Origin of the sequence: Halorubellus amylolyticus (assembly GCF_034808145.1) — an archaeon.
Taxonomy (GTDB): Archaea; Halobacteriota; Halobacteria; order Halobacteriales; family Natrialbaceae; genus Halorubellus.
Map to the genome: position 1 here is coordinate 167681 of NZ_JAXHGM010000003.1, position 19429 is coordinate 187109.

The following is a 19429-nucleotide window of genomic DNA, read 5'->3' on the forward strand; positions in this document are numbered from 1 at the left end:
TCGCGGAAACATCCACTGGGGGCCGGTTCGAAGTGAGGGATGCGATGAACGAACAGCAACTGGACTTGCGGGAGATACCGCCACCGGAACGACATCCGAAGATCTTCGACGCGTTCGAGGACCTGGAGAGCGGCGAGTCCCTGACGCTCGTCAACGACCACGACCCGAAACCGCTCTACCACCAGATGAACGCGGAGGTGCCGTCGTTCGACGCCGACGGGTACGTCGTCGATCGCATCGGCCCGAACGAGTTCGTCGCGACCCTCCCGAAGAAGTAGGGTGGGCGTCGCGTCGGCCCTGTCATCCTGCCTCTTTCCGTTCCGAACGTCCCGCAACTGTAGGCGTCCGTCCGTCGACCGACCAGCGGGTCGAACGGCGTGGCGAGCCGTTCAGTGACTCGACGGTGCGTGCTCGCCGTGACACCCGCACGCGTCCGCGGCCGGTCGTTCGAGTCGGAGCACGAACGAGTCGGGGCCGCGGCGATCGACGTCGACGGTCGGTTCCGGGGCGTCGATGCGGTCGGCGAGCCCGCTCGCGAGCGGGTGCGGGTCGGCGTCGGTCCGGACGAAGAGCGTCTCCCGGGGGGCGAGCGCGGCGTACTCGGTTCGGACCTGGTCGCGGCTCGCCCGACCGGGGACGCCCCGGAGGTCGAGTGCGTGTTCCGGGACGTCGAACCCGTCGGCGTCGTCGAGTTCGCGAGCGACGGCGGCCCCGAGTTCGCTGAAGGCTCCGGGGACGTCACCGGCCGTCTCGCGGAGGGACGCGTCGAGCGGGAGTTCCGCGAGGACGTCCACGTCGAGCGACGTACCGCCGGGAGCGTCACCGTTGCCAGCGGCGCTATCGTCGGCAGCGGCGGCATCGTCGGCAACACCGTCGTCGAACGGCGCGTGCGCGTCACCGCAGCTCGGGCAGACGAACGACGCCATGTTGTGGACGGCGCCGAGCACGGGGACGCCCCGCTCGCGGAACAGCGTCGCGCTGCGGGCGGTGTCGTTCGTCGCGGTCCCGAACGGGGTCGTGACGAGGAGCGTCGCGTCCACGGGGACCGCCTGCAGGACGGTGAGTGGGATGTCGCCGGTCCCCGGCGGGAGGTCGAGGACGAGCGTGTCGAGGTCGCCCCAGGCGGCGTCCCCGAGGAGTTCGAGCACGGCCTCCTGGGCCATCGACCCGCGCCACGCGAGCGGTTCGTCGTTCGCGATCAGGCCGACGGAGAGCACGTCGAGTCCGGCCGCGTCGACGGGCCTGGCCTCGCCGTCCTCGGTCGCTTCGAGGACCGCGTCGACGCCGAGGAGCTGCGGGACGTTCGGGCCGTAGACGTCGGCGTCGAACAGCCCGACGCGCTCGCCGCGTTCGTCGAGCGCGCGGGCGAGCTGGGTGGCGACCGTGGTCTTCCCGACCCCGCCCTTCGCGCTCGCGACCGCCAGCACGCGGTCGACGGACGGGAGCGACACCGGATCCGGGCCGTGGCCGCCTGCCGAGGACTGCGAGTGGTGGCCGCGCGCTCCCGAGTGGTCGCCATCGCCTCCCGAACGACCGACGTCCCCTTCGGGGGGACCGCCGCGTTCGGCTGCTGTCTGGACGCGAGCCGCGGACACGCCGGGGAGTTCGAGGACGGTCGTCCGGATGGCGGCGACGAGGTCGTCGGCGGTCGCGTCGTCGAGTCCGGTGAACGACGCCGTGACCGTGACGGCGCCGTCGTCGACCGCGACGCGGTCGACGAGGCCCGAGGCAACGACGTCCGCGTCGAGGTCCGGGTCCGGGACCGCCGACAGCGCGTCCCGCACCCGCTCGGGCGCCGGCGCGTCCGGCGATGCATCGGCCGAGGAGTCGGTCGACGGCGTGGGTCGGTCCGGCATCGTCACCACGTCTCCGTGGCGTCGTGGTCGACGTCCGGGTCCGGGCCGTCCTCGGCGTCGAACAGCTGCCCGCCGTACGGGCGGAAGTCGACGTCGTGGACGTCCGAGACGGTCTCGAGCGCGCTCTCGCGACGCGCGAGCAGTTCGGTGTCGAACGCGGACGTCTGGACGGCCTGAACGAGCGCGTCGTCGTCGACGCGGCCGGCGGCGTACGCCGACGCGACCCCGTCGCGGAACTGGTCGGCGGTCCGCCGGCAACGCAACGCCTCCGCGACGTCTACGTCTTCCCCGTCGACGTCGTCGGCGGTGGCGTCGAGCGGAACGCTCTCGAGCGTCTCCGCCGCGCGTTCGTCGAACCGGGCGGCAGCGTCGAGCACCTCGACGACCTGCTCGCGGGCGCTCAGTTCGCTCCAGGCGTCGCGGACGCCCGGGTCGACGAACGCGTCGACGACGTCGTCCCAGGCCGTGTCCCGCTCGGCGTCCTCGAACGCCTCGGCCACGAACGCACCGACGTGCTCGTCGGGGATGGAGACCCCGATGGCGTCGCCGAGTTCCGTCGCGGGCGAGTCAGTATCATCCGCGTCGTCCGGACGACTGTCGGCATCCGTCCCGCCGTCGTTCGCGTCGTCCGGTCGACTGTCGGTATTCTGACTATCGGTGGGCTTCGCGTCGTCGGTCGCGTCTGCGTGCTGTGCGTCGGTCGCGGTGGTGTCGAGTTCGTATGGCATGGTCACGGTCGGTCGTCGAGGCCGCCGTCGAGGTGTTCCTCGGGGTCGAACCCGGGAGCGCCGCCGGGACGCTGCCGGCGGGTGCCGTCGGGGCCGCCGCCGAGGCCGCGCCCCTGGGGGGCGTCGGGGCCGGTTCCGGGCGCGTCGGGGTCGGGGACGTCCGCGTCGACGTCGAGGTCGTCGGGGTCGACGCCGCGGGCGTCGGCGAGCGCGCGCTCGGCGGTCCGTGCGACGTCGTCGCTCCGGTCCGGGACGCCGTGCGATTCGAGCGCCTCCTGCGCTCGCGCGGTTCCGAGTTGCCCGAGGCTCTCGGCAGCCTTCGCGCGGACGAAGGCGTTCGGTTCCCGAGCGAGGACGGCCGCGAGGATGCGTTCTGCGACGTCGACGTCGCTGACGGCGTCCGCGAGGAACTGTGCGGCGTACTCGCGGACGGGCGGATGCGGGTCGGTCTTGATGCGGTCGACGAGCGCATCCTGCTCGAGAGCCTGGCGCTTCCCGAGGGCGACGACGGCGTTCCGCCGGACCCACCCCGAGTCGTCCTCGTCGAGGACGCGCTCGAGCGGGTCGGTGTCCGCTGGCGCGATTCGGGAGTACGCGACGACGGCCTCCGATCGCACCCACTCGTGGTCGTCGGCGAGCGCGTCGCGGACGGCGTCCGGCCGCCGGTCGGCGACGCCGAGGGCTTCGACCGCGAACTGGCGGACGTCCGGGTCGTCGTCCGTGCGGACGCGCTCCGCGAGCGCCGTCGCGGTCGCGGTATCGAGCCCGCGGGCCGCGGTGCTCGCGAGCGCGAGCGCCGCGTCGCGACGCAGCGGCGCCGGCTCGTCCGTCAGTGCCTCCCGGAGCGATGCCTCGTCCTCGGCCGGTGCACGGTCGGTCGCGCTGTCGTAGGTTTCGGTCATGACTTGAGTCTGCGGTAGGCGACGAGCCAGCTGACGACGATTGCAGCGAGCAGCGGCAGCAGGTAGTCGAACAGGAAGCTGTCGAACGGTCCACCACCACCGGTCCCGGCGTCCGTCGCCGAGTTCCCGTCGCTCCCGCTACCGTCGGCGTCGCTTGCACCGCCGGGGTCCGCCTGGCCGAGAGCGCCGGAGTCCGTGTCGAGCGTCGAGAACTGGAGCGTGATCGACTTCTGACCGTTCACCTCGTCCTCGCTCCCGTTCCAGACGCCGAACGCGAGGTACACCGTCTCGTGTTCGTCGAAGGACGCGTCGTACTGGCCCGTCGTCGAGCGTTCGCGGACGAACACGACCGACCAGCCCTCGTCGGTTCGTTCGCCACGAGCCTGCACGGGCTGGGCGGACGCGTGACTGAGGGAGCCGTACCCCTTCGCGTAGTAGTTCTGTCCGTACGACGCGTACTCGGGCTTCGAGAGCGGGTTGTCCGCCGCCGACCCCGGTCGCGTCTCCGCGTCGGGATGGGGATACGCGTACATGTCGCCGGACCACTCCGCGCTCCGGTCGCCGAACTGCCAGTTCGACCGCCAGTACCAGATGTTCACCGGCTGCCCGGCCGCACCCATCGTGACCGGCGGCGACTCTCCGCCCTTCAGCATGATCGCGGCCGCGTCGCTGTAGTTCTCCGGCGACGACAGCGACGTGTCGTTCGTCGGGTCCGCCCACGTCAACCGGAACGCGACGTGAGTGTCGTTCGAGACCGCGGACACCTCGACCTCGTCCACGGACCCGCCGCCGTACGGCGGCGCCATCTGTTGCGCGGACAGGTCGGCGGTCCGCGATGGCGCGTCGGCCCACCGCTGGTCGGTGGGGTCCGTCGGCATCGCATCGACCGACGCCATGGGTTGACTCCCGCCCGTCACCGCGGCCGACAGCGCCGTCTGGCCGAGGACGAGCAGGAGCACCGTGACGAGCGAGACGAGCGATGCCCGCACCGCCGCCGACCGGTCGAGCGACGACAGCCGACCGGTCATCGGCGATCACCTCCCGAACCGCCGGCGGTCGCCGCCGCGGGCTCGGGGTGGGCGGTCGCGTCCCACTCGACGAGGGCGGCCGCGAGGCGCGCCGCGGCGGCGTACACCCGCTCGCCGTTCGAGCGCTCGGAGCCGGGGATGGCGTCGTCGACGTCGTGGGCGAGGGCGGGAACGAACCCGAGGAGGTGCTCGTCGAGCACGGTCGCCTCGGCCGCGGCGAGCGTGTCGGCAGCGTCCGCTTCGCCGCCGTCGAGTGCGACGGCTCGCTGGGCCGCCAGCACCTGCGCGAGCTCGAGGAGGGCGGCGACGTGGTCCTGTCGCTCGTCGAACTCGTCGTGGGGCTCCAGGTCGAACCGCTCCAGGAGGCCGACGATGGTCGCGACGCGACGCTGCGTCTCGTTCACGTCCCCGGTCGTCGCGTAGTGGGCCTCGTACGGCACGACCGGGTACGTGCCGTCGTCCCCGGGGAGGCCGAACAGGTGGTTGTACGCCGTCTCGACCTCGTCGTCGGTCGCCGCGTCCACGGCGGCGGAGAGGTCGCGAACGCGCTCGGGAAGCGCTCGGCCGGGCGCCTCATCGCCGCCACGACCGGCGTCGACGGCCGTGGCGAGTTCCGTCGCGGCGGTCTCGACGGCGTCCTGGACCGGGTCGGCGCGGAGGTCCGCGAGCGCGTCGTCGCCCGGGAACTCCAGGGCCGTGGCGACGTAGCCGTACAGTGCACTCCGGCGAGCGTGCACGGCCGAGTCGCCGGAATCGGTCCGCTGGCCGTCGGCGTCCGTGGTGGAGCGGTCAGGGTCCATGGTGGAGCGGTCAGGGTCTGTGGTGGGTTGGTCCTGCATCGGATTCACCTCAGGGCTGATTCGTCCACTGTTCGCCCTCGCGGACCTCCATCTCCTCCTCGAAGGGGATGTCGACGACCTTGTTCCCCTTCCGGTCCCAGCCCTTGACGCGCGTCTCCTTGACGGTGTACGTCTCGATGAGCCGGGTGGTCGCCCCGAACATCTGGAGGATGCCGAGGACGTGGTGGCTCGGGTTCCGCACGCGCTCCTGGATGATCTCGATGGATTCGCGGTACGTGCTCCCCGGCCAGTCGTTGCGTTTCTCGGTCGTGTTCGGCGTGAACATCTGCGTGAGGAAGTCCGGCGGGACGTGGTACGGCGGCATGTAGAACACCTGCGGGCGCGTCCCGAACTGCGGGTACAGCGGGAGTGCGACCTTCTCGTCGGACTGCACGAGGTAGTTGATGGGGCTGCGGCCGTCGGCCGCGGACTTCACGCCGCCGGCGTGCCCGCGGTCGGGGCCACGGTTGATGTTCCCGTGCAGGCGCGTCTTCCCGATGCAGGAGGACACGCACCGCGGGACGTTCCCCTCCTCGATGCGCGGATAGCACCCGACCGGCTTCTCCGTGATGCCCGTCTCCGGGTTGTACATCGGCTTGTGGTACGGGCACGCCTTCACGCACTTCCGGTAGCCGCGGCAGCGCTCCTGGTCGAGGAGGACGATGCCGTCCTCCTGGCGCTTGTACACCGCCTTCCGCGGGCACGCCGCGAGACACGCCGGGTTCTTGCAGTGATTGCAGAGGCGCGGGAGGTAGAACTGCCAGATGTCGTGGTACTCGCCGTTCTCCAGGTCGCTCTCGACGACCTCGCCCTCGGGGTACTCGCCGTGCACCTGGTCGTCGCCGAGCGCCGGGTACTCCCACTCCTGCTTCTCCGCGATGTACCCGTGCACCCGCTCGCCGTCGTCGGCCGCGTCGAAGACCGTCTGGTCGGCGTCGAGGTCCTCCAGGAGCTTCACGTCCCACCCCATCGGGTACCCGCCGAGCGGTTCCGTCTCGACGTTCATCCACCACATGTACTCCTCGCCGCGACCGCTCGTCCACGTGGACTTGCACGCGAACGAGCACGTGTTGCAGTTGATGCAGCGGTTCGTGTTCACGATCATCCCCCAGTGCCAGTCGCGCTCCGCCTCGCGGTGCTCGTAGGGGTAGCTGTGCTCGTGTCCGAGTTGCGGGTTGTAGGTCTGTGGCATCTCAGTCGGCACCTCCGGTTCCGTTCGGTTGCAGCGACCCGTCCACGTACGACTGGAAGCGGTCCTCCTTCCGGGCGTCGCCGGGCCACCAGTCCGCTTCGCGGTACTTCTCGATCGTCACGAGGTCGTCGCGGTTCACGCCCGTCGGCGCCCACACCGTCTCCTCGTAGCCGTGTTCGAGTTCGGCGCCGTGCCAGGCGACGTCCTCCGAGACCTCATCGGAGACGTTCGGGTCGCCGAAGACGGCCTTGTGGACGAGGTCGTCCGTCTCCTGTCCGGGGTCGAGCCAGATGTTCGTCGTCACGTTGAACCCCTTCTCGCCGTCGTCGGGGTCGTCCTCGTCGTCCGGGAAGTGCTGGGGCCACCAGCCGTGCCAGATCGTCACCTGCCCGAAGGACTTCTCACCGGCCGTCGACGGCCGCTGGCGGTCGCTCACCATCACGCGGACGACGGTGTCGCCGCGCTCGCCCGAGATGCGGATGTAGTCGCCGTTCTCGACGCCGATGGACTCGGCGTCGTCGGGGTGGATCTCCGCGAACGCCTCCCCGAGCGGCGGCGCGTCCTCCGTCTCGCCGTCGCCCTGCGGGAACGAGAAGTCGTCGACGAGACGGTCGGTTCCCTCGGGGTCGCCGGAGACGCTCCCGAAGTCCCGCGACGACCAGATGAGGTTCCAGTCCGTCATCCCCCACGACGAGTGCGTGCGGTACTTCGCGTGGGGCGTGTTGTAGTAGAACTCGTACCCGTCCTCGTAGATCGGGTTCTCCATGTCCTTCGCCTCGGACCACTTCTCGCCGCGGCCGTACGGCGTCCCCTCGACGCTCTCGATGTGGTCGAGGTCCCCTCGCCCGTGTTCGAGCAACCGGTCCTCCTCCTTGTGGAACTCCATCCGTCCGGTCTTCGTGTAGAACGGCCGGTCCTCGTGAATCTGCGAGTAGAACGGCACGCGCGGGTACGTCTTCAGTTGCAGGCGCTCCGGGCCGTCCTCGAGGTCCTCGACGTCGATGTCCTGCGTCGTCATCCCCGCGTCGAACGTCTCCTGGATGTAGTTCGTAACGTCGCCGTCGTCGTCGAGGAACTCCGCGAAGTACTCGCGGTAGGAGTCGACGGTGCGTTCCTCGGGCGGGATCTTCTCGTCGAGTTTCTCGGCGACGAGCGCGACGACCTCCCCGTCCTGCTTCGTGTCGTAGATGGGGTCCATGATGCCGTGGTCCATCTGGACGAAGGGGTTCTCCGGGCCGACCGTGATGTCGGGGTACTCGCACTCGAGCCACGACGGTGCGGGGAGGACGATGTCCGCGTGCTGCGCGGAGTACGTCATGTGCATGTCCGAGACGACGAACAGCTCGTTCGACGTCTCCGGGTGCTTGACGAAGTTGTTGACGACGTGCTCCTGGTGCTTCGTCTGGTTCAGGAGGTTGCAGTTCATCGTCCACAGCACCGTCGGCTTCGACATCGTGTACGTCTCCGCGTTCTTCGGCATCACGGGCTCGGTCGCGTCGCCCTGCGGGACGAGGTCGAGCTCGCGGTCGAAGTCCCCGCGGATGTCGTGGGGGTCGAGGGTCTCGCCGCCGAAGAACGCGAACGCGTACCCGGGGTACATGCCGTCCGCGGCGTGCCCGTCGGGATTGACGTACTCGGGGTAACCGTCCAAGAGTTCGATCTTGTACTGGCCGGAGTAGTTGTAGTAGCCCTGGCCGGCGTCGCCGATGTTCCCGAGCATCGACTGCACGAAGAAGATGGAGCGCTGGAGTTCGCTGTTCCCGTGGAACCAGTGGTTGATGCCCTCGCCCGTGAACCACTGGGCCTTCTCCGCGGCGGCGAACTCGCGAGCGGTCTTGCGGATGGCGTCCGCGGGCACGGTCGTGATGTCCGCGACCGTCTCCGGGTCGTAGTTCGCGAGCACGTTCGCCTTCTGTCGCGCGAAGTCCGTGCGGACCGTCACGTCCTCGCCGTCGACGGTCGTCACCGACGTCCCGGCGTCGAGCCGGGCGGTCGCGGGCGTCTCCGACCCGACGTCCTCCCGCGTGACCGCGTGCAGGTCGCCGTCCTCGCCGAGGACGACGAAGTCGCCCCAGTCGTCGGCCTCGTGCTGCTCGTCGACGTCCTCGGGCGGCGCCTCGTGGTCCTCGAACACCTCGTGCGCTCGCAGGTACTTCTCGTCGTCCTCGCGCACGAGCAGCGGGAGGCTCGTGAACCGCCGCATGAACTCGGCGTCGTACAGGCCCTCGTCGATGATGACGTGAGCGAACCCGAGCGGGATGGCGGGGTCGCTCCCGGGACGGATGGGGAGCCAGCGGTCGCACTTCTGTACCGTCGGCGAGTAGTCCGGGTAGATACCGACGATGTCGCCGCCGCGCTCGCGGGTCTCCTGGAACCAGTGGTTGTCCGCGAGCTTGTTGTGGATGAGGTTCTTCCCCTGGATGACGGTGTAGTCCGCCTGCCGCCACGCCGACGCGTCCGCGTCGCTCGTCTGGTAGCCCGTCGTCATGACGTGCCCCGGCGGCAGGTCGGCGTACCAGTCGTACTCCGTCCACTCGCAGCCGCCGAAGATGGACGCGAGCCGTCGCCCGGAGCCGTGACGCGTGAACAGGCCGTCGGCCTTGATCGCGTTGAAGATGTGGAACCGCTTCTCGTCGTCCAAGTCCGCCATCTTCTCCGCGATGAGGTCGATTGCCTCGTCCCAGGACACGCGCTCGAACTCGTCCTCGCCGCGCCCCGCCTGGTTCGGCTCGTCGGGACGCCAGCCCTTCCGGACGAGCGGATACTTGATCCGCGAGGGCTCGTACGTGCGCCGATGCAGCGTGAGTCCCTTCATGCACCCGCGTGGGTTCCAGTGTTGGCTGACGTCCGCGTCCTCGTACCCCGACGGGCCGACGGACGGCTCCTCGTTGTGGTACACCTGCTCGGCGCGGATCGGCACGCCGTTCTTCATGTAGAAGTTCAGCGCGCACGACTGCGTGCAGTTCGGGTGACAGACCGTCCAGTCGACGTCGTCGTAGCTGTAGATGTCGTGATACACCTGCTCCCAGTCCCGGTTCGGGTAGGACTTCAGTGGGTTATCGACTGCCGTGACCGGAGCGACGGCGTCGGTCGCCTCCCACGCCCGCGAGCCGAAGGCGGCGACCGCGCCAGCGCCGGCGGCCGTCAGGAAGTCCCGGCGCGAGAGACTCACGACGTCTCACCTCCTCGATGCCTGCGGATGCACTGTAGCCGCATGGAGGGCGCTACCCGAGACGCACCCATCAAACGCTATCGCGGTTCCTGCACGCCGAAACATTCCGCGAAGACGTTCCGGTCGACGTTGAAGAGCCCCGGAGTCGAGCGCGATCGACCGCCCGTTGGGGACTCGGAGGTGGAACGGGCGGGCGAACGTGTTCGCGACAACGCGGACGTGTCCGGCGCGGCAAGAGTCGAGTCATGGCAGAGACTCGACTCGACGTCCGCGACGTGCCACCGTCGGACCGGCATCCGAAGATACGCGACGCGTTCGCCGACCTCGACCCGGGCGAGGCGTTGACGTTGGTGAACGACCACGACCCGAAGCCGCTGTACTACGAGTTCGACGCGGAGGTACCGGCGTTCGACGCCGACGGCTACGAGATGTCCAGACGGGGTCCGAGCGAGTTCGTCGCGACGCTCCCGAAGGCGGCGGAGGACGCGACAGGTTGTGGCGAGTCAGAGGGATGACGACGGACCCGTCGTCGCGGCTCGGAGCGGCCGAGCGCATCGCGGAGTACGGCGAGCGCGTGGCTCACCGGGAGGTCGCGGAGGCGGTCGAGAGGCTCGACGACGGCGACGGGCTGTCGTCACGCGAGCGCGCGGTGCTCGCGACGATGGCGGGCCGCGTGGTCCGTGGTGCGTTGCCCGGGCCGGCCGCGGTCGCGGCGGTCGACGCGGACGACGAGACCGTGGCCGCGACCGTCGACCGCCTGTTCGACGAGGACCCGTGACCTGGCCGGGGCGGCGGCGCGGCGAACGTCTCCACGACGGCCGGGACGGACATCGATGCGATTAGGACCGACCACCTCGATGGGGTCGACGATGACAGACCCCGAGCGCTCGAGTGACCCGAAGGTCCCCTCGAAAGGGACCGGTGTCGTCCTGGCTGGCGGTCGGTCGACGCGGTTCCGGGGCGGGGACAAGGCGCTCGCGTCCATCGACGGGGACCCGATGCTCGCGCGCGTCGTCGAGGCCGTGGGAGCGGTCTCGAAGTCGGTGGTCGTGAACTGCCGTCCCGACCAGCGAGAAGCCTTCGCGGACGCACTCGACGGCGTCGACGCAGCCGTCCGGTTCGCTGTCGACGACCGCCCCGACGAGGGGCCGCTCGTCGGCCTCGACCGGGCGCTGTCCGCCGTCGACGCGACGCCCGTCTTCGTCGTCGCCTGCGACCTCCCATCCCTCGACCCCGCGCTCTTGGCGTGGTTCGTCGAGCGCCTCGGTGACGGCTCGGGCGGCGGCGCTCCCGACGCGGTGGTGCCGGTCGACGCCGAAGGCCACCCGAAGCCGACGTGTGCCGCGTACCGACGCGAACCGCTTCGGGACGCGGTCGAACGAGCACTCGCCGACGGGGAACGGAGCCTGCGAGCGGCGCTCGCGCCCCTGGACGTCGATGCGGTCCCGATAGCCGAGTTGGACGTCTCACCGCGCGCGGTGGCGGACGTCGACACCCGCGACGACCTCCGCGCGCTCGGCCAGACGACCGAGCGCGGCGACCGCTCCGACGCCGAACACGACGACCGACCCGCTACCGGGTGCGACGACCGCCCCGACGCCGACCCCTGACCGCCCAGCGAGGGCCGCGTGCACCGAACACGTTCGGGCTGGCTCCCAGGCGAACAGCACCTGACGACGGGGTTTTAGGGTCCCACGCCGTATCTCATAGATAGATGCTCGAGGACGACTTCGGACGCGAGGTGTCCGGCGTTCGCGTCTCCCTCACCGACCGGTGTAACTTCGACTGCGTCTACTGCCACAACGAGGGCCTCGGCGACACCCGCGGCCCGCAGGAACCCCAGGACGACGAGATGACCGCCGACGAGGTCGTCCGGTTCCTCGACGTCGTCGCCGAGTTCGGCGTCGAGAAGGTGAAGTTCACCGGCGGGGAGCCGATGCTCCGCGAGGACCTCGAAGCGATCGTCCGCCGGACCCCCGACGAGATGGAGGTGTCACTGACGACGAACGGCACCTTCCTTCCGGGGCGGGCCGAGGCGCTCGTCGACGCGGGCGTCGAGCGCGTGAACGTCAGCCAGGACGCCGTCGACCCCGAAGCCTTCGCGGAGATAACGCAGTCGGGCGCGTACGACGCGGTCGTCGAGGGCGTCGACGCCGCGCTCGACGCCGGGCTCGCGCCGGTGAAGCTGAACATGGTGGTGTTCGAGGAGACCGCGGGGTACGTCCCCGAGCTCGTCGACCGCGTCGCCGAGCGCGACGGCCTTCAATTGCAGCTCATCGAGTACATGCCGGAGATCGCCGGGCACCCCGAGTGGGCGATCGACATCGGGCGCGTCCACGAGTGGCTCGCCGAGCGGGCCGACCGGGTCGAGCACCGCGAGATGCACGACCGCAAGCGGTACTTCGTCGACGGTGGGATGGTCGAGATCGTCGACCCGGTCGGGAACGAGACGTTCTGCGCGAACTGTCACCGCGTCCGCGTCACGCACGACGGGAAGCTCAAGGGCTGCCTGAACCGCGGCGACGACCACCGGCCGATGGGCGAGATGACGAAGGCGGAGATCCGGGAGACGTTCGAGGAGACGGTCGCGAACCGCGTGCCGTACTACGGCGAGTACCTCGTCGAGAACGGGGACGGCGAGTGGGTCGTCAACGAGGAGTACCTGCCGGCGCCAACACAGGACTGATCGTCCGCGTCGTGCGGTTACAGCTTGACGTCACTGGGTGGGGCCTCTGCCAACTGATGGCCCGAGAGCGCGATGAGACCCGAGCCCTGCCAGTCGGAAGAAAGTACCCAGGGCCGCCAAGAACAGCGAATCCATCACGAGCTGTGAAACCATCGTGATTTGTCTGGCCCTGGTAGGCGGTAGGTGATGTATCTATCCGAACGGAAGGCTCGAACCGTCATCGGTGAATCGAAACGGGTTCATCGTGGGGTCCTCGTACGCTATCGTGCGAAGTGAGCCCGTCATCGAGAGCGGACGTCGATAGCCAGGACGTCGACGAGGACCCGCGGTCAGAGGTTCGTCCCTCGGAACCGCACCGTGCGTCGAGGACGGTCCGCCCGTCTTCGACGCCGGCGGTCAGTCGTCGTTCGGCTCCGCGGCGTCGGCCGGACGCTCCGGGTTCGCGGTCTGGAAGCGGACGTTCGAGACGACGACGCGCACGCCGTCGCGGTACTCTCCGTCGATCTCGATGTTCCAGCCCTGGACGCGGCCGAGGCTGTGGACGTTCGGGAGCGTCATCCCGGCGTCGGCCGTCGGGGCGGCGTCGCCGTAGTCGAACACGCGGTCGACGTCCTCGGGAGCGATGGGGTCGCCGTCGTCCTCGACGACGAAGCCGTCGTCCTCGACGGCGACGCGGACGTGCGTCGCGCCGTTCGCCGCCACGAACCGGTACGCGTTCTGGAAGAGCGCTTCGAGACGCGTTCCGTCCGCGACGACCTGTGCGTCCCCGTCGACGTCGACGTGGAGGTCCGGGAGGTCGGTCCGGGACAGGGCGTCGCGGGCGACCGCGGCGAGGGAGACGGGGGCGGTGTCGGCGACGGTCTGCCCGTGCTGGGCGAGCGTCGCGAGCCCGTCGACGGTGTCCGTCATGCCATCGGCGGCGCGACCGGCGGTCGCGAGCGAGTCGTTCGCGGTCGTGACGTCGCCGGCTTCGAGCGCGTCCGCGGCGTTCTGGAGGTGGCCGCGGACGACGGTGAGGTCGTTCCGGAGCTCGTGCCGGATGCCGACCGCGAAGTCCTCGAGCTGGTCGTCGTGCCGGCGAACCTCCCTGCGTTCCCGTTCGACGGTGGTGACGTCGGTGACGAGCACGAGCTGTCCGATGGTGACTCGGCCCAGTTCGAACGATTCGCGGCTGACGAGGAGATACCGCGTCTCCCCGTCGACGGTGTGCTCGTGGACGTCGTCGACGTCCTGGAGCGCGTTCGCGAGCGACGGCACGGCGTCGACCGGGGCGCCGGTCGCGTCGTCGAGCGCGGGGAACAGCGCGGCGGCTTCGGCGTTGTAGTCCCTGACCTGGTCGTCGTCGTCGAGGAAGACGACGGGTTCGTCCACCTCGTTCGTCAGCTGGACGGCGAGGAACCGGTCCTCGTAGACGTAGAGGACGCCGATGGCGAACGCGGCGACGCCGAGGGGCGCGTAGATGACGTCGACGAGCGCGGTCGTCGAGTATCCGACGAGGTCGATGCCGACGGGGACGACGGTGAGGGCGACGAGGCCGGCGAGCCCGCGCGTGTCGTAGTCCGCGCTCCCGTACAGTTCGAACAGCATGAACAGGCCGATGGCGGCGAGCGCGTACGACAGACCGGTGACGGTCCAGTGGAAGACGCCCTGCTGGAAGGCGAGGTGCGGGAACGGTTCCTGGACGAACGTCGTCTCGAAGTAGAGATGGTGGAACGGGTTCGTCACCTTCACCGCGACGACGGCGAGGTACGAGCCGACGGCGGCGCGTCGCAGCGTCGGATTCCGATGGTACGTCCGGCCGGTGTACGCGGACGCGAACGCAAGCCACCAGAAGATGGTGCCGAACCCGGCGGCGAGGCCGACGAGGTAGACGGCGACCGCGAACCGCGTTCCGGGGAGCGCGAACAGGACGGCCTGAGAGCCGGACCAGAGCGCGCTCGTTGCGAGGAGGCCGACGAGGCTGCGTCTGGTGTCGTCGTCGGTGACGCGCCGAGCTCGCGGGACGCCGAGTGCGCACCCGAGTGTCGCGAGGCCGAACGCCACCTGGTACGCGACGGCGGTCACGGCGAACTGCATTCGCGTTCGTTAGGGTCACTGTCGGTTTAGCCTTGGTGGCGGGTCCGTCACGGCAACGGCACGTCTGCGACGCCGAAGCGGTCATGCACCCCGAGCGGGTGGCGGTGACGCGGTCCGTCTCGGTAGGGTGTCGGCGACGCGGTCAGTCCCGGTGGAGGCCGAACGTCGATTCGAGCACGACGTCCCAGTCGGTCGGTGGGACCGGGCGTTCCCTGGTGCGTTTCTCGATACGCGTCCGGTCGTCGTCACCGATGGCGTCGGGCCCGAGACTGGTGCCGTCGTCGACGTCGTGGAACGTGACGAGCGTGTGCGTGTCCGCGTCGAGCGTCCGGTAGCCGTCGGGCGTGGCGATGGAGAGCGTCAGCGTCGAGGAGAACGGTGATTCGGGGGACGTCTGGAGGTGGTCGTTGGTGGCGTCGAAGTACGAGAGCGACCGGGGCGTGGTGTCGAAGACGTAGCGCGTGTGCCACTCGCGTTCGTGGGGTTCGCGGTACTGGGTCTCGTACGCGGCGTCGGGGCGGTCGCTCTCGGCGACGCGCCACGTGACGCCGGCGTCGTCGGTGACCTCGGTCCCGTCGAGGGGCGTCGGCTGGCGCATCTGCGGGGTGCCCATGCCGACGTCGACGACGAACCGGCGATGCAGGTCGACGACGTTCGCGTGGTGGTTCGCTGGCGGCCGTGCGTCGCCGTCGCGGCCGACGACGCGCGCGGCGACCCGGTCGACGTCGTACCCGAGTTCGGCGAGCAGCGCGTGGAACAGCCCGTTCAGTTCGAAGCAGTACCCGCCGCGTTCGCGCTCGACGATCTTCTCGAAGAGCACGCCGGTGTCGAGGACGACCTCGTTCCCGTCGGCCGCGTCGGCCACATCGTCGCGGTCGCGATGCGGATGGCCGACGATGGCGAGATTCTCGAACGGGACGCGGTGGACGTGCGCGTGCTGGAGGCGCGCGAGCGTCTCGTAGTCCGCGTCGGCAACGGATCCCGTCTCGACGCCGATGCGGTCGAGGTACGCGTCGACGTCGAGGACGTCCAGCGAGTCAGGCCCTGGCATTCCGTGTGGCGGTTCGGTCGCACGGTACTTGAGCGTGTGCCGCACCCGGTGCCGGGAACTCGCGGTCGACGAGACCGCTCGACGGTGACCAGGGACGCGACGGGAAGGGTCATGATTCCGACCCGAAACGTCGGGGGTATGGCCACGATCGTCGGGATGCCGCTCCCGGACCCGTACTCGAGTACCGTCGAGATGGACGAGATCACGGTGACGCGCCCGCCGGCGGACAGCGAACGCTACGAGGAATTGGCGTCCATCGAACTGTAAGTCGACGACCCGGGTCGTCGTCCTCGACAACAGCACCGGCTCCGAGGTGACGACATGGGTCGTCGTTAAGTGAACGCGAGAAGACGTTGGTCGTATGAGGGGATTCGCGGCGGGGGAGGGTGGTGCGTCGTCGGCGCTCGGGACGATACTCATGGTGGCGGTGACGATCGTCCTGGCGGTCAGCGTCGGCGTGTTCGCGCTCGACATCGGCCAGCGACAGGGCGCGCCGACCGCCGAGGCCGCGTTCGAGTACGAGCCGACGCCGGCCGGACTCTCGATGACGGCAACGCACATCGGCGAGGACGTCGCCGTGGAACTGAACGGCCAGCGCGTCGCCGGGTTCAACGCGTCTGACGCCGGGAAAACCGTCCTTCTGCCGACAGCGCCCGGTGATAGGGTGACCGTCGTCTCGCGGGAGGGCGGCCGGTCCGTGCTCGTGAACAAGCGCATCGACGACCGGTCCGAGGTTGGGGACCTCGTGGCGTACTACTCGTTCGACCAGGGGTCGACCAACACCATCGTCGACCGGTCGGGGAACGGGAACGACGGCACCGCGTACGGCAACTACTCGCGGATCGTCGACGACACCGGGAGCGCGCTCCAGTTCGACGGACAGAGCGGGACGCACGTCGACCTCGGCGACCTGACCGTGGACGGGCCGGCGAGCGTGGACGAGATCACGATCGCAATCAAGTACTCGAAGCGAGATGGGAGCGACGATATCCAGAATCTCGTCGAGCATCAGGCGGGGAACTTCGCGTGGTACCTGGAGACGGACGGGCAGCACGTCGCCCCGCACCGCATGGAGTACACCATCGGGTACTTGAACCCGCCGAGTGGGACGCTGTACGCGCCGTCGCTCGCGGAGCGGTCGACGCACGTCCTCGTCGCGACGTTCGACGGTGACGAGATGGTGCTGTACCGGAACGGGACGAGACTCGGGTCGACGCCGCTCGACCGAGACGTCGCGCTCGGCGACGTCGTCCTCGCTGCTGACTCGAACCCGAGCATGCAGAACTTCCGCGGCCGCATGTATCAGGTTCGCCTGTACTACACGGCGTTCGACGACCGCGAGGCGGCCGTACTCTCGAAGGCGATGGGGAACGAGAGTACGAGTCCCTGACCGACCGGCCACCGGGTCGCTGCGGTCGACCGAGAGCGGAATCGGACGGGAGTCGAACGCCGGCCGTGACCCGAAAGCCAGCCGTGAGCCGAACGCCGGACGAGTGCGTGACCGCCGTTCGCGGGTCGCGTGTCAGGCGTCCGGGCGGTCGTGCCGCCAGAACTCGTCGTCGACCGTGACCTCCTTCTTGAACAGCGGGACCTCGTCCTTGAGGCGGTCGATGCCGTCCTCGACGGTGCGGAACGCTTCGCGGCGGTGGCCGGCGAGCACGACGACGAACACGATGTCCTCGCCGGCTTCGACGACGCCGGTGCGGTGGTGCATGCGGACGGCGAGGACGCCGTCGCGAGCCTGGAGGTCCTCGCGGATGGCGGTCATGCGGTCCTCGGCGACGCCGTCGTACTTCTCGAACTCCAGGTGCGTCGTCTCCGGGTCGTCGGACTCGTCCCTCGCGCGGACGCGACCCGTGAACGTGGCGATAGCGCCGGCGCGGTCGGCGTGGGGCGACGACGTGACGTCGGCGACGAGCGATTCGAGCGTGTGGCGTGGTTCGAGCGCGTCGATGGCGTCGAGGACGGCGTCGTAGTCGAGCGCGCTCGGCGTCGGCGCACGAGCGAGCACCGGCGCTGCGACGTCGCGGTCGCCGACGGCGACCTTCGGGAGCGCGCTGTCGCTGAACCCCTCGACGACCGCGTAGTCGTGCCGTGACGCCAGCCGGTCGAGCGCGTCGTCGAGCGTCAGGTCGACGCCGGTCCCGAACCAGTCGCCGCCGTCGACGACGCCGTACGTCTCCCGTGCACCGGCCGCGCGATGCCGAGCGGTATCCTTACCGTCGGTGTCGACGTCCGGGTCGTGCGTCAGATGCTTGATCGTCCCGACCGACCCGCGGTCGTCGAGTCGGTCGGCGAGCGCTTCGACGACGGTCGTCTTCCCCGCGTCCGAGTTCCCGACGACACTCACCACGTGCATACGGACGCGTTCGACGCCCCCAGTTGTAAGTGCCACTCTCCACGGACCCTCTGCCGATTCGTCAAATCGGAAAGACATTTCAGGGGCGGGACGGAGGTAGGGACATGACTTCGTCACGTCGAACGCGGGGCTCGCGGGTGAGCGAGCGATGGTAGACGTCGCGTTCGCGCTCGGTCGACTCCTCCTGGCACTGTTCCTCGTCGTCCTGAACGGGTTCTTCGTCGCGGCCGAGTTCGCGTTCGTTCGAATCCGCGCGACGTCCGTCGAACAGCTCGCCGAGGACGGGCGAGCGGGTGCAGAGACCCTCCAGGACGTGATGGCGAACCTCGACGACTATCTCGCGGTGACCCAGCTCGGGATCACGATCGCGTCCCTCGGCCTCGGGTGGGTAGGCGAGCCCGCGGTGGCGTCGCTCATCGAGCCCGTGCTGGAGCCGTTCCTGCCGAGCGACGTCATCCACCTCGTCGCGTTCGCGCTCGGGTTCGGCGTCATCACGTTCCTGCACGTGGTGTTCGGCGAGCTCGCACCGAAGACGCTCGCCATCGCGGAAGCCCAGCGGCTGTCGCTGTTCGTCGCCGCGCCGATGAAGCTCTTCTACTACGTGTTCTACCCGGGGCTCGTCGTGTTCAACGGGACGGCGAACGCGTTCACGCGACTGCTCGGGGTGCCGCCGGCGTCGGAGACCGAGGAGACGCTCGAGGAACGCGAGATCCGTCGGGTGCTCGCGCGGTCGGGCGAGGAGGGCCACGTGGATACGACGGAGGTGGAGATGATCGAGCGCGTGTTCGACCTCGACGACACGGTCGTCCGCGAGGTGATGGTGCCGCGGCCGGACGTGGTGAGCGTGTCCGCTGACGCGTCGCTCGCGGCGCTCCGCGAGGTCGTCTTCGACACGGGTCACACGCGGTATCCGGTGGTCGCTGCCGACGACGCCGACCAGGTGGTCGGGTTCGTGGACGTGAAGGACGTCCTGCGTGGGACTGCGAGCGACGACGCGGACGCGACGACCGCCGGCGACATCGCGCACGACGTCATCGTGGTCCCGGAGTCGACGGCGGTGAACGACCTCCTCCTGCAGTTCCGCGAGGAGGAACAGCAGCTCGCCGCCGTCATCGACGAGTGGGGCGTCTTCGAGGGGTTGGCGACGGTCGAGGACGTCGTCGAGGCGATCGTTGGCGACCTCCGCGACGAGTTCGACGCGGACGAGGACGAGCCCGCCATCCGACAGGTCGGTCGAGACGAGTACGACGTGGACGCCGGCGTGGCGTTGTCGACGGTGAACGAGGTGCTGTCGGCTGACTTCGAGAGCGACGAGTTCGAGACCATCGGCGGCCTGGTGTTGGACCGGCTCTCGCGCGGTGCGGAGCGCGGCGACGCGGTCGAGGCCGCCGGGCATCGTATCGAGGTGACGGCCGTCGACGGGACGCGAATCTCGACGCTGCACGTGGAACGGCTCGACGACGAGCAGGGCGACGCGGGCGACGGCGAGTCGTCGGACGACAGCGAGTCCGCAGGCGACGACGAGTAGCCGGCCGGCGGC

18 protein-coding genes are annotated in these 19429 nt (G+C 69.6%); 8 read left to right on the forward strand and 10 right to left on the reverse strand.

The annotated features are described in order from the left end of the window. The first annotated feature begins 44 nt into the window (after positions 1–44). Positions 45–278, forward strand: a complete 234-nt coding sequence (locus SM754_RS09650; protein WP_323676306.1) for a DUF2249 domain-containing protein — start codon at positions 45–47, stop codon at positions 276–278. A gap of 111 nt (positions 279–389) precedes the next feature. Here the strand turns inward: SM754_RS09650 and SM754_RS09655 are convergent, their stop codons facing one another. The 7 genes from SM754_RS09655 to SM754_RS09685 are packed head-to-tail and all read right to left on the reverse strand — an operon-like array spanning position 390 to position 9717. After that, on the reverse strand, positions 390–1856 hold the full coding sequence (locus SM754_RS09655) for a P-loop NTPase (protein ID WP_323676015.1): 1467 nt from the start codon (positions 1854–1856) through the stop codon (positions 390–392). A 2-nt stretch (positions 1857–1858) separates the two neighbouring features. Beyond that, positions 1859–2584 (reverse strand): hypothetical protein, encoded by a 726-nt coding sequence (locus tag SM754_RS09660; protein ID WP_501993775.1) that lies wholly within the window; start codon positions 2582–2584, stop codon positions 1859–1861. A gap of 2 nt (positions 2585–2586) precedes the next feature. After that, a complete protein-coding gene (locus SM754_RS09665) occupies positions 2587–3486 on the reverse strand; it encodes a HEAT repeat domain-containing protein (RefSeq protein ID WP_323676017.1) in 900 nt (299 codons plus the stop codon). Continuing rightward, positions 3483–4514 (reverse strand): ethylbenzene dehydrogenase-related protein, encoded by a 1032-nt coding sequence (locus SM754_RS09670; protein ID WP_323676018.1) that lies wholly within the window; start codon positions 4512–4514, stop codon positions 3483–3485. The genes SM754_RS09665 and SM754_RS09670 overlap by 4 nt, the downstream gene beginning before the upstream one ends. Further along, entirely contained in the window at positions 4511–5353 is an 843-nt protein-coding gene (locus SM754_RS09675) for a TorD/DmsD family molecular chaperone (RefSeq protein WP_323676019.1), read from the reverse strand. Before SM754_RS09675 ends, SM754_RS09670 begins: the two co-directional genes overlap by 4 nt. A 10-nt stretch (positions 5354–5363) precedes the next feature. Beyond that, positions 5364–6545 (reverse strand): 4Fe-4S dicluster domain-containing protein, encoded by a 1182-nt coding sequence (locus SM754_RS09680; protein ID WP_323676020.1) that lies wholly within the window; start codon positions 6543–6545, stop codon positions 5364–5366. A gap of 1 nt (position 6546) precedes the next feature. Beyond that, entirely contained in the window at positions 6547–9717 is a 3171-nt protein-coding gene (locus SM754_RS09685) for a molybdopterin-containing oxidoreductase family protein (protein WP_323676021.1), read from the reverse strand. A gap of 245 nt (positions 9718–9962) precedes the next feature. Between SM754_RS09685 and SM754_RS09690 the strand changes: the two genes are divergently transcribed. The 4 genes from SM754_RS09690 (at position 9963) to moaA (ending at position 12403) form a co-directional block, all read left to right on the forward strand. Continuing rightward, positions 9963–10232, forward strand: a complete 270-nt coding sequence (locus SM754_RS09690; protein ID WP_323676022.1) for a DUF2249 domain-containing protein — start codon at positions 9963–9965, stop codon at positions 10230–10232. Further along, the gene (locus SM754_RS09695; RefSeq protein WP_323676023.1) at positions 10229–10495 is read left to right on the forward strand and encodes a hypothetical protein; all 267 of its coding nucleotides are present in this window, start codon (positions 10229–10231) and stop codon (positions 10493–10495) included. Before SM754_RS09690 ends, SM754_RS09695 begins: the two co-directional genes overlap by 4 nt. Positions 10496–10550: 55 nt before the next feature. Next, a complete protein-coding gene (gene mobA / locus SM754_RS09700) occupies positions 10551–11327 on the forward strand; it encodes a molybdenum cofactor guanylyltransferase (RefSeq protein ID WP_323676024.1) in 777 nt (258 codons plus the stop codon). Between the two features lie 104 nt (positions 11328–11431). Beyond that, positions 11432–12403: a GTP 3',8-cyclase MoaA gene (gene moaA / locus SM754_RS09705; protein WP_323676025.1), complete on the forward strand. Its 972-nt coding sequence runs from the start codon at positions 11432–11434 to the stop codon at positions 12401–12403. A 396-nt stretch (positions 12404–12799) separates the two neighbouring features. On the opposite strand, the gene SM754_RS09710 is transcribed toward moaA, so the two are convergent. Together SM754_RS09710 and SM754_RS09715 are read right to left on the reverse strand one after the other, a co-directional pair. Further along, on the reverse strand, positions 12800–14479 hold the full coding sequence (locus SM754_RS09710) for a sensor histidine kinase (RefSeq protein WP_323676026.1): 1680 nt from the start codon (positions 14477–14479) through the stop codon (positions 12800–12802). A 142-nt stretch (positions 14480–14621) separates the two neighbouring features. Continuing rightward, entirely contained in the window at positions 14622–15530 is a 909-nt protein-coding gene (locus tag SM754_RS09715; protein ID WP_323676027.1) for an arylamine N-acetyltransferase family protein, read from the reverse strand. 138 nt (positions 15531–15668) lie between these two features. Here SM754_RS09715 and SM754_RS09720 point away from each other — a divergent pair, with 138 nt between their 5' ends. Both SM754_RS09720 and SM754_RS09725 read left to right on the forward strand, forming a co-directional pair. Further along, entirely contained in the window at positions 15669–15797 is a 129-nt protein-coding gene (locus SM754_RS09720) for a hypothetical protein (RefSeq protein ID WP_323676028.1), read from the forward strand. Positions 15798–15891: 94 nt separating this feature from the next. Then, entirely contained in the window at positions 15892–16920 is a 1029-nt protein-coding gene (locus SM754_RS09725) for a LamG-like jellyroll fold domain-containing protein (RefSeq protein ID WP_323676029.1), read from the forward strand. A gap of 132 nt (positions 16921–17052) precedes the next feature. Here the strand turns inward: SM754_RS09725 and SM754_RS09730 are convergent, their stop codons facing one another. Beyond that, positions 17053–17889: a molybdopterin synthase gene (locus SM754_RS09730; RefSeq protein ID WP_323676030.1), complete on the reverse strand. Its 837-nt coding sequence runs from the start codon at positions 17887–17889 to the stop codon at positions 17053–17055. Positions 17890–18037: 148 nt separating this feature from the next. Here SM754_RS09730 and SM754_RS09735 point away from each other — a divergent pair, with 148 nt between their 5' ends. After that, positions 18038–19417 (forward strand): hemolysin family protein, encoded by a 1380-nt coding sequence (locus SM754_RS09735; RefSeq protein ID WP_323676031.1) that lies wholly within the window; start codon positions 18038–18040, stop codon positions 19415–19417. Positions 19418–19429: the final 12 nt, after the last annotated feature.

What these genes read in the sequence shown, in the direction of transcription:
- SM754_RS09650 (WP_323676306.1), top strand. Translation starts at nt 45, where the DNA reads ATGAACGAACAGCAACTGGACTTGCGGGAGATACCGCCACCGGAACGA.
- SM754_RS09655 (WP_323676015.1), bottom strand. Translation starts at nt 1,856, where the DNA reads ATGCCGGACCGACCCACGCCGTCGACCGACTCCTCGGCCGATGCATCG.
- SM754_RS09660 (WP_501993775.1), bottom strand. Translation starts at nt 2,584, where the DNA reads ATGCCATACGAACTCGACACCACCGCGACCGACGCACAGCACGCAGAC.
- SM754_RS09665 (WP_323676017.1), bottom strand. Translation starts at nt 3,486, where the DNA reads ATGACCGAAACCTACGACAGCGCGACCGACCGTGCACCGGCCGAGGAC.
- SM754_RS09670 (WP_323676018.1), bottom strand. Translation starts at nt 4,514, where the DNA reads ATGACCGGTCGGCTGTCGTCGCTCGACCGGTCGGCGGCGGTGCGGGCA.
- SM754_RS09675 (WP_323676019.1), bottom strand. Translation starts at nt 5,353, where the DNA reads ATGCAGGACCAACCCACCACAGACCCTGACCGCTCCACCATGGACCCT.
- SM754_RS09680 (WP_323676020.1), bottom strand. Translation starts at nt 6,545, where the DNA reads ATGCCACAGACCTACAACCCGCAACTCGGACACGAGCACAGCTACCCC.
- SM754_RS09690 (WP_323676022.1), top strand. Translation starts at nt 9,963, where the DNA reads ATGGCAGAGACTCGACTCGACGTCCGCGACGTGCCACCGTCGGACCGG.
- SM754_RS09695 (WP_323676023.1), top strand. Translation starts at nt 10,229, where the DNA reads ATGACGACGGACCCGTCGTCGCGGCTCGGAGCGGCCGAGCGCATCGCG.
- mobA (WP_323676024.1), top strand. Translation starts at nt 10,551, where the DNA reads ATGCGATTAGGACCGACCACCTCGATGGGGTCGACGATGACAGACCCC.
- moaA (WP_323676025.1), top strand. Translation starts at nt 11,432, where the DNA reads ATGCTCGAGGACGACTTCGGACGCGAGGTGTCCGGCGTTCGCGTCTCC.
- SM754_RS09710 (WP_323676026.1), bottom strand. Translation starts at nt 14,479, where the DNA reads ATGCAGTTCGCCGTGACCGCCGTCGCGTACCAGGTGGCGTTCGGCCTC.
- SM754_RS09715 (WP_323676027.1), bottom strand. Translation starts at nt 15,530, where the DNA reads ATGCCAGGGCCTGACTCGCTGGACGTCCTCGACGTCGACGCGTACCTC.
- SM754_RS09720 (WP_323676028.1), top strand. Translation starts at nt 15,669, where the DNA reads ATGGCCACGATCGTCGGGATGCCGCTCCCGGACCCGTACTCGAGTACC.
- SM754_RS09725 (WP_323676029.1), top strand. Translation starts at nt 15,892, where the DNA reads ATGAGGGGATTCGCGGCGGGGGAGGGTGGTGCGTCGTCGGCGCTCGGG.
- SM754_RS09730 (WP_323676030.1), bottom strand. Translation starts at nt 17,889, where the DNA reads ATGCACGTGGTGAGTGTCGTCGGGAACTCGGACGCGGGGAAGACGACC.
- SM754_RS09735 (WP_323676031.1), top strand. Translation starts at nt 18,038, where the DNA reads ATGGTAGACGTCGCGTTCGCGCTCGGTCGACTCCTCCTGGCACTGTTC.